The sequence below is a fragment of the Phenylobacterium sp. genome (assembly GCF_035276905.1).
In the GTDB taxonomy this organism is placed as follows: domain Bacteria; phylum Pseudomonadota; class Alphaproteobacteria; order Caulobacterales; family Caulobacteraceae; genus Phenylobacterium.
The window spans coordinates 1-7,232 of sequence record NZ_DATELG010000154.1 but is presented as its reverse complement, the minus strand read 5'-3'; the positions used below and the strand labels follow the sequence as shown (position 1 = coordinate 7,232).

Annotated in this window: 10 protein-coding genes; 7 read left to right on the top strand and 3 right to left on the bottom strand. The window is 68.7% G+C overall.

Annotated features, from left to right (window positions below; all coding sequences use genetic code 11):
* The 3 genes from VJS38_RS06930 to VJS38_RS06920 all read right to left on the bottom strand — a co-directional run.
* Positions 1-260 (bottom strand): BrnT family toxin (locus tag VJS38_RS06930; RefSeq protein ID WP_324087421.1); only part of this gene is annotated, 260 nt, incomplete at its 3' end.
* Positions 261-406: 146 nt separating this feature from the next.
* Positions 407-796: a nuclear transport factor 2 family protein gene (locus VJS38_RS06925; RefSeq protein ID WP_324087420.1), complete on the bottom strand. Its 390-nt coding sequence runs from the start codon at positions 794-796 to the stop codon at positions 407-409.
* A gap of 7 nt (positions 797-803) precedes the next feature.
* Positions 804-1,454 (bottom strand): alpha/beta hydrolase, encoded by a 651-nt coding sequence (locus VJS38_RS06920; protein ID WP_324087419.1) that lies wholly within the window; start codon positions 1,452-1,454, stop codon positions 804-806.
* A 156-nt stretch (positions 1,455-1,610) separates the two neighbouring features.
* On the opposite strand from VJS38_RS06920, the gene VJS38_RS06915 reads away from it, so the two are divergent.
* From VJS38_RS06915 to VJS38_RS06885, 7 genes are all read left to right on the top strand, one after another.
* The gene (locus tag VJS38_RS06915; protein WP_324087418.1) at positions 1,611-2,045 is read left to right on the top strand and encodes an Rrf2 family transcriptional regulator; all 435 of its coding nucleotides are present in this window, start codon (positions 1,611-1,613) and stop codon (positions 2,043-2,045) included.
* Positions 2,046-2,112: 67 nt separating this feature from the next.
* Positions 2,113-3,264 (top strand): cysteine desulfurase family protein, encoded by a 1,152-nt coding sequence (locus VJS38_RS06910; RefSeq protein WP_324087417.1) that lies wholly within the window; start codon positions 2,113-2,115, stop codon positions 3,262-3,264.
* Positions 3,265-3,270: 6 nt separating this feature from the next.
* Positions 3,271-4,740: a Fe-S cluster assembly protein SufB gene (gene sufB, locus VJS38_RS06905; protein ID WP_324087416.1), complete on the top strand. Its 1,470-nt coding sequence runs from the start codon at positions 3,271-3,273 to the stop codon at positions 4,738-4,740.
* 70 nt (positions 4,741-4,810) lie between these two features.
* Entirely contained in the window at positions 4,811-5,173 is a 363-nt protein-coding gene (locus tag VJS38_RS06900; RefSeq protein ID WP_324087415.1) for a hypothetical protein, read from the top strand.
* 12 nt (positions 5,174-5,185) lie between these two features.
* The gene (gene sufC / locus VJS38_RS06895; protein ID WP_324087414.1) at positions 5,186-5,932 is read left to right on the top strand and encodes a Fe-S cluster assembly ATPase SufC; all 747 of its coding nucleotides are present in this window, start codon (positions 5,186-5,188) and stop codon (positions 5,930-5,932) included.
* Positions 5,929-6,954 (top strand): Fe-S cluster assembly protein SufD, encoded by a 1,026-nt coding sequence (sufD, locus tag VJS38_RS06890; protein ID WP_324087413.1) that lies wholly within the window; start codon positions 5,929-5,931, stop codon positions 6,952-6,954. The genes sufC and sufD overlap by 4 nt, the downstream gene beginning before the upstream one ends.
* The coding region (locus VJS38_RS06885) for an aminotransferase class V-fold PLP-dependent enzyme (RefSeq protein ID WP_324087412.1) at positions 6,951-7,232 on the top strand (282 nt) is incomplete at its 3' end. The genes sufD and VJS38_RS06885, both read left to right, overlap by 4 nt.

Genomic DNA, 7,232 nt, shown 5'->3' with positions numbered 1-7,232 from the left:
GCCTGCTCCTTCGGTTCCGCCGGCCGCAAACTGATCGCGCGCACCACCGGCCTTGTTCGTGTTCCCTGCAACGTCCACACGAGGACGTAGAGTTGACCGTCGATCGGTCCAATCGAAACCCACCGCCGTTCGCCGTAGTTGAAGCGCGTATCCTCTCGCGTGAGCGCTTGGTGGATATCCATGTCCTCCGCGCGCTGGAGCGCGATGCTGTGCTTCTTGCGGTTCTTCTCGTCCTTATCGGGATCAAACTCGATCTTCATGCGGCTCGTGTAGCTACAAAAAGTTGGCCGCACAAGGGCGCATTGTAGCTACAAAAAGTGTGCGCTCACGAGCGATTTTGCAAGGGGTTTTGTGTGCTTGGCACGCTTCGGAACCGCTGCGCTGGGCGGTCAATTCGGATAGCCGCTTAGACTACGGGGCCGTGTTTAATCGTGACGTAGAGTTCGCTCTCGAGGACCCACTGGCCGAGGCTCTTGCGCCAGACGGCGAGGTAGCTCCCGGCCATTTCCGAGCCTTTCCATTCGGCGGTCCAGCGGCCGTGCTCGGCCGCGCGATGCCCCTGCGCGTCCACCTCGACGGCGTTCGGCGTGCGGACATAGGTGACGAAGTCCCGGTCGGCGAACTGGCCGGCGAAAGCCTGGACCACCGCGTCGGCGCCGAGAATCAAGGACCCGTCGCCGCTGATCAAGCGGATGTCGGGGGCGAAGAAGGGCTTCAGCCGCAACGCCTGATGGTCGGCGATCAGCTTGTTGGTGAGCCGCCGGCGGGCGCGGATGGCGTCTTCGGGCGTGGTCACCGTGGCGTCAGGCGGGATTGGCCGCCAGCCGCTTGTCGAGGTAGGAACCGACGCGCTGCTCCAGGTCGGGCAGGTTCTCGGCCCAGAAGTGGCTGGCGCCGTCGACCACCTCGTAGTCGATGACGATGCCCTTCTGGGTGCGGAGCTTGGAGACGACCTTTTCGACGTCGGTCGGCGGCACGACCGTGTCGGAACCGCCGTGGAGGATCAGGCCGGAGGCCGGGCAGGGGGCCAGGAACGAGAAATCATAGGCGTTGGTCGGCGGCGAGACCGAGATGAAGCCGTCGGTCTCCGGCCGCCGCATCAGGAGTTGCATGCCCACGTAGGCGCCGAAGGAATAGCCGGCCACCCAGCACTGCGAGGCGGCCGGGTTGGTGGCTTGCAGCCAGTCCAGCGCCGTCGCGGCGTCGGCCAGCTCGCCGATGCCGGAATCGAATTCGCCCTGGCTGCGGCCGACGCCGCGGAAATTGAACCGCAGCACCGAGAAGCCGCGCTTCATGAACAGGAGGAAAAGCTGCGCCACCACCGGATTGTTCATATGACCGCCCGCCTTGGGGTGCGGGTGCAGGATCAGGGCGACGGGCGCGGTCTCGCTCTTGCCCTGAGTGTAACGGCCTTCGATCCGCCCGGCCGCGCCGGTCAGAACCACCTCTGGCATTCGATCCCTCTTCGACCTCGAATACTTGACTACCGCGCTAGGTCTTCCTAAGTCGCACCCGTCCGGTCACGACCGGTCTCGTCGCCTGCGCAAGGCGGCGGCTTTTAGCACAGCCCGTCCGCGATGCGCGGGAAAACTGCATTGGGTGTCAAGGCCATGCGGCTCTCCACCAAAGGACGCTACGCCGTGATGGCGATGGCCGACCTCGCCAGATGCGAGGTTCGCGCCGATCGCGCCACCGCGCTCGCCGAAATTGCGCACCGTCAGGAAATCTCGCTTTCCTACCTGGAACAGCTTTTCGCAAGGCTCAGGCGCAAGGGACTGGTGACCAGCGCCCGCGGCCCAGGCGGAGGCTACCGCCTGGCCAGGAGCGCCGAGGACACCAAGATCTCCGACATCATCCACGCGGTCGACGAGCCGCTACGCGCCACCCGCTGCGCCCGCTCCAAGGGCTGCATGACCAAGGGCGAGCGCTGTCTGACCCACGACCTGTGGGAGGACCTCGGCCAGCGCATCGAGGACTATCTCGCCTCGGTCAGCCTGGCCGACGTCGTCGCCGGGCGGCTTTCGAGCGACAGGCGGGCGGCATGAGCTCCGCCGTCGTCATATGCCTCTCCCCTCTCTCCACGGCGTGGGGAGAGGGCAGCGAGGTCGCGCCATGACCGCCGTCTACCTCGACTACAACGCCACCGCTCCGGTGCGGCCTGAAGCCGCGGCCGCGGTGGCGCGCGCCTTGGCCGAGGTCGGCAACCCTTCCTCGGTCCACGCCGCGGGCCGCGCGGCGCGGGCGCGGGTCGAGCAGGCGCGCGAGGCCGTGGCCCGGTTGATCGCCGCGCCGGCCTCGACCGTGGTCTTCACCTCCGGCGGCACCGAGGCCAATGCGCTGGCGGTCGAAAGCGCAGTCGTGGCCGGGTCGCGGCGGCTGATCGTCTCAGGAATCGAGCACGAGAGCGTGCTGGAGCCGGCGCGCGCCTCGGGCGCTGCGGTCGAACTCCTGCCGGTGACGCAGGACGGACTTGCCGACCTCGGCTGGCTGCGCGAGCGCTTGGCCGGGTGGAACGCCGCGGACGGCCGGCCGTTCGTCGCCCTCATGCTGGCGAACAACGAGACCGGCGTGATCCAGCCGGTGGCGGAAGCGGCCGGGCTCGTCCGCGCCGCCGACGGCTGGCTGCACGTCGACGCCATCCAGGCGGCCGGCAAGGTCCCCGTCGACAGCCGCGCGATCGGCGCCGACACCCTGGCCGTGTCCGCCCACAAGCTCGGCGGGCCGCAGGGCGTGGGCGCGCTGACCTTCGGTCCCCGCGCCAACCTTGCGCGGCGTCTGCATGGCGGCGGGCAGGAGCGCGGCCGGCGGGCGGGCACCGAGAATGTTCCTGGAATCAGCGGCTTCGGGGCAGCGGCCAAGGCGGCGCTCGAGGGACTGGAGGCCTCTGCGGCCCAGGCTGCGTGGCGCGACGCCGCCGCCGCCGCGCTGAAGGCCGCCGGGGCGGTGGTGCTGGGCGAGGCTGCGCCGAGGCTGCCCAACACTCTTTGCGTCGCCGATCCCGGGGCGGCGTCCGAACTGCAGGTGATGACGCTCGACCTGGCGGGCGTGCTGGTCAGCGCCGGATCGGCCTGCTCTTCGGGCAAGGTGAAGGCCAGCCGCGTGCTCGCCGCCATGGGCTTGCCCGAGCTCGCCGAAAGCGCGATCCGGGTGTCGGGCGGCTGGGCCACGACCGAAGAAGATTGGAACAGGCTTGCCCACGCCTGGTTGGCCGCGCATGAGCGGCGCTCGGCGCGCCGCCGCGCGCCCGCCGTCGCAGGAGTTTGAGTGAAGATGGCCGCCGTTCAACAGACCGTCGAACACGTCGAGAACCTCGAGAAGTACAAGCACGGCTTCGTCACCGAGATCGACCAGGAGTTCGCGCCAAAGGGGCTGAACGAGGACATCGTCCGCTTCATCTCGGCCAAGAAGGACGAGCCGGAGTGGATGCTGGAATGGCGCCTGGAGGCCTTCCGCCGCTGGCTGGCGATGGAGGAGCCGACCTGGGCCAAGGTCCACTTCCCGCGGATCGACTACCAGGACGCCTACTATTACGCCGCGCCGAAGCAGAAGGCGGGCCCCAAGAGCCTCGACGAGGTCGATCCTGAGCTGCTCGAGACCTACAAGAAGCTCGGCATCCCGCTGCGCGAGCAGGAGGTGCTGGCCGGCGTCGCGGGCGCGCCGCGCTATGCGGTCGATGCGGTGTTCGACTCGGTCTCGGTGGTCACCACTTTCAAGAAGGAGCTGGCCGAGGCGGGCGTGATCTTCTGCTCGATGAGCGAGGCGATCCGCGAGCACCCCGAGCTGGTGAAGAAGTACCTCGGCACGGTGGTGCCGGTCAGCGACAACTACTACGCCTGCCTGAACTCGGCGGTCTACTCCGACGGCAGCTTCGTCTACGTCCCGCCCGGCGTGCGCTGCCCGATGGAGCTTTCGACCTATTTCCGCATCAATGCGGAGAACTCCGGCCAGTTCGAGCGCACCCTGATCGTCGCCGACCGGGGATCTTACGTCTCCTACCTGGAAGGCTGCACCGCGCCGATGCGCGACGAGAACCAGCTGCACGCCGCGGTGGTCGAGCTGGTCGCGCTGGACGACGCGGAGATCAAGTACTCGACGGTGCAGAACTGGTACCCGGGCGACCCGGAGACCGGCAAGGGCGGCATCTACAACTTCGTCACCAAGCGCGCCGACTGCCGCGGCGACCGCTCGAAAGTCTCGTGGACCCAGGTCGAGACCGGCTCGGCCATCACCTGGAAGTATCCCTCCTGCGTGCTGCGAGGGAACGAGAGCTCCGGCGAGTTCTACTCGATCGCCATCACCAACGGCCGCCAACAGGCCGACACCGGCACCAAGATGATCCACCTGGGCCGCGCCACGCGTTCGCGGATCATCTCCAAGGGCATCAGCGCCGGCCATTCGTCCAACACCTACCGCGGCCTGGTCTCGGCGCACCCGAAGGCCAAGGGGGCGCGCAACTTCACCCAGTGCGACAGCCTGCTCATCGGCAAGCACTGCGCCGCCCACACCGTGCCCTATGTCGAGGCGCGCAACGGCCAGTCGGTGTTCGAGCACGAGGCGACCACCACCCGCCTGTCCGAGGACCAGCTGTTCTACGTGATGCAGCGCGGCCTTTCCCAGGAGGAGGCGGTGCAGCTCTTGGTCAACGGCTTCGTCAAGGACGTGCTGCAGGAGCTGCCGATGGAGTTCGCGGTGGAGGCCCAGAAGCTGGTCGCCATTTCGCTGGAGGGCAGCGTCGGATGACCGCCCGCCGCAGCAAGGCCGCCGCCACGCCGCTTATGACCGCCCTGTTCCTTGTCGATGAGACCCGCTGATGGCCCTGAGAGACGCCTATTTTTCCAAGCTCGAGCGCAAGAAGCAGGCCGAGGAGGCCGCCGAGCGGCCGTACCACGAGGCTCATGAGCGGCTGAAGGCGCTGTTCCAGGAGATCCGGGCCGACCGCGCGCTGATGGACGCCATCCTCGCCGAGGTCGAGCTGAACGGCGATGAGCTGCAGATCGACCCCGGTCCGATCTTCATCCGCGTGGCGGTGGACCACGCGGGCGACTACCACATGACCTACGAGATCAAGTCGCACGACGACCCGAAGATCGTCGACGTTGCGGTGAAGTCCATCCCCGACATCGAGGAGGCGATCGCCGACCTCCTCGTCAAGTACGCACGCGAGCGGGATTGAACCCTAAAGACCATGCTGAAGATCCAAGACCTCCACGCCGCCATCGACGGCAAGGAAATCCTCAAGGGCCTCTCGCTGGAGGTCCCGGCCGGCGAGGTGCACGCCATCATGGGCCCGAACGGCGCCGGCAAGTCGACGCTGTCCTACGTGCTCACCGGCCGCGAGGGCTACGAAGTGACGGGCGGCTCGGCCAGCCTGGACGGCGAGGACCTGCTGGCGCTGGAGCCGAACGACCGGGCCGCCCGCGGCGTCTTCCTGTCGTTCCAGTATCCCCTGGAGATTCCAGGGGTCCCGGCCCTGACCTTCATCCGCACCGCGCTCAACGCCCAGCGCAGGGCGCGCGGCGAGGCGGAGATCACCGCCCCGCAGTTCCTGAAGCTCGCCCGCGAAAAGTCCGCTGCGCTGAAGATGGACTTCGACATGCTCAAGCGCGGGCTCAACGTCGGCTTCTCCGGCGGCGAGAAGAAGCGGATGGAGATCCTGCAGATGTCGATGCTGGAGCCCAGGCTGCTGATCCTCGACGAGACCGATTCCGGGCTCGACATCGACGCCCTGCGGATCGTTTCCGAAGGGGTGAATGCGTTGCGCAGCCCCGAGCGCTCGGCGCTGGTGATCACCCACTATCAGCGCCTGCTCGACTACATCAGACCCGACCGCGTCCATGTGCTCTCGGCCGGCCGCATCGTCGCCTCCGGCGGGCCGGAGCTGGCGCTGGAGCTGGAGCGCGAGGGCTACGACCGCTACGCGAGGGCCGCATGAGCCTGGCTTCGGCCATCGCCGCACGCGACGCAGCGAGCCTGCCCGGCCGGCGTGACGAGGACTGGCGCTGGACCGACCTGCGCGGCTTGCTCCGCACGGTCCCCGAGCCGTCGGCGCCGCTGGCCGCCGAGGCGATCGAACCCGGTCCCTTCGCCGGGCTCGCGGCGCGGTCGCTGACCATCGCCAACGGCCGCGGCGATGCGGCGATCGAGATCGCGGCCGACCAGGTCGTGGCGCTCGACGTGGTCAGCCAAGGGGACGGCTCGCACGCCGCCAGCGTCGCGATCACCGTGGCCCCCGGCGTCGAGGCGACCCTGCTCGAAAGCTACCGCGGGGAGGGGAGCTATCTCGCCCACACTGCGCTTTCCATCCGGCTGGGCGAGGGCGCCAAACTGGAGCGCATCGTGCTCGCCGTCGAAGACGCCGAGGGCGTCGCGGTCAGCCAGGCCGAGGTCGAGCTTTCGGCGGCGGCGGAGCTGGTCCAGACGACGCTGGCCTTCGGCGCGCGCCGCCAGCGGCTGGAGACCCGGGTCCGCCATCCTGGCGGCCATGCGAAGCTTCGGCTCGACGGCGCCTATCTGCTGGAGGGCAAGCGCCACGCGGACCTGACCACGGCGGTCGTCCACGCCGGCCTCTACGGCGAGACCGACCAGCTGACCAAGGGCGTGGTGCGCGACCAGGCGCGCGGCGTCTTCCAGGGCCGCATCGTCGTCGCCGAGGGCGCCGACCACACCGAGGCGCGGATGGGCCACCATGCGCTGGTGCTCTCCGACCATGCCGAGGTGGACGCCAAGCCTGAGCTGGAGATCTACGCCGACGACGTCTCCTGCGCCCACGGCAACACCGTCGGCGCGCTGGACGAAGAGGCGCTGTTCTACATGCGCCAGCGCGGCATCCCGCAGGATGAGGCCCGCGCCATGCTCGTCGAGGCCTTCGTCGGCGAGGTGATCGACCGCATCGGCCACGAGGGCGCGCGCGACGTCGCCCGTGCCTGGGCCGGGGAAAGGCTGGCGGCCCGATGACCATTCCGTTCGACCCGCAAGCCGTCCGCGCCGACTTCCCGATCCTCTCGCGCGAGGTGAACGGCAAGCCGCTGATCTATCTCGACAGCGCCGCCTCGGCCCAGAAGCCGCGGGCGGTGATCGAGGCCATGACGCATGCCATGGAGCACTCCTACGCCAACGTGCACCGCGGCCTGCACACCCTGGCGAACGAGACCACCGACGCCTACGAGGCCGCCCGCCGCAAGGTCGCGGCCTTCATCGGCGCGGCGGAGGGCGAGATCGTCTTCACCAAGGGC

Coding starts and splice junctions, on each gene's coding strand:
- VJS38_RS06910 (WP_324087417.1), top strand. CDS start 2,113: ATGACCGCCGTCTACCTCGACTACAACGCCACCGCTCCGGTGCGGCCT.
- VJS38_RS06900 (WP_324087415.1), top strand. CDS start 4,811: ATGGCCCTGAGAGACGCCTATTTTTCCAAGCTCGAGCGCAAGAAGCAG.
- sufC (WP_324087414.1), top strand. CDS start 5,186: ATGCTGAAGATCCAAGACCTCCACGCCGCCATCGACGGCAAGGAAATC.
- sufD (WP_324087413.1), top strand. CDS start 5,929: ATGAGCCTGGCTTCGGCCATCGCCGCACGCGACGCAGCGAGCCTGCCC.
- VJS38_RS06920 (WP_324087419.1), bottom strand. CDS start 1,454: ATGCCAGAGGTGGTTCTGACCGGCGCGGCCGGGCGGATCGAAGGCCGT.
- sufB (WP_324087416.1), top strand. CDS start 3,271: ATGGCCGCCGTTCAACAGACCGTCGAACACGTCGAGAACCTCGAGAAG.
- VJS38_RS06915 (WP_324087418.1), top strand. CDS start 1,611: ATGCGGCTCTCCACCAAAGGACGCTACGCCGTGATGGCGATGGCCGAC.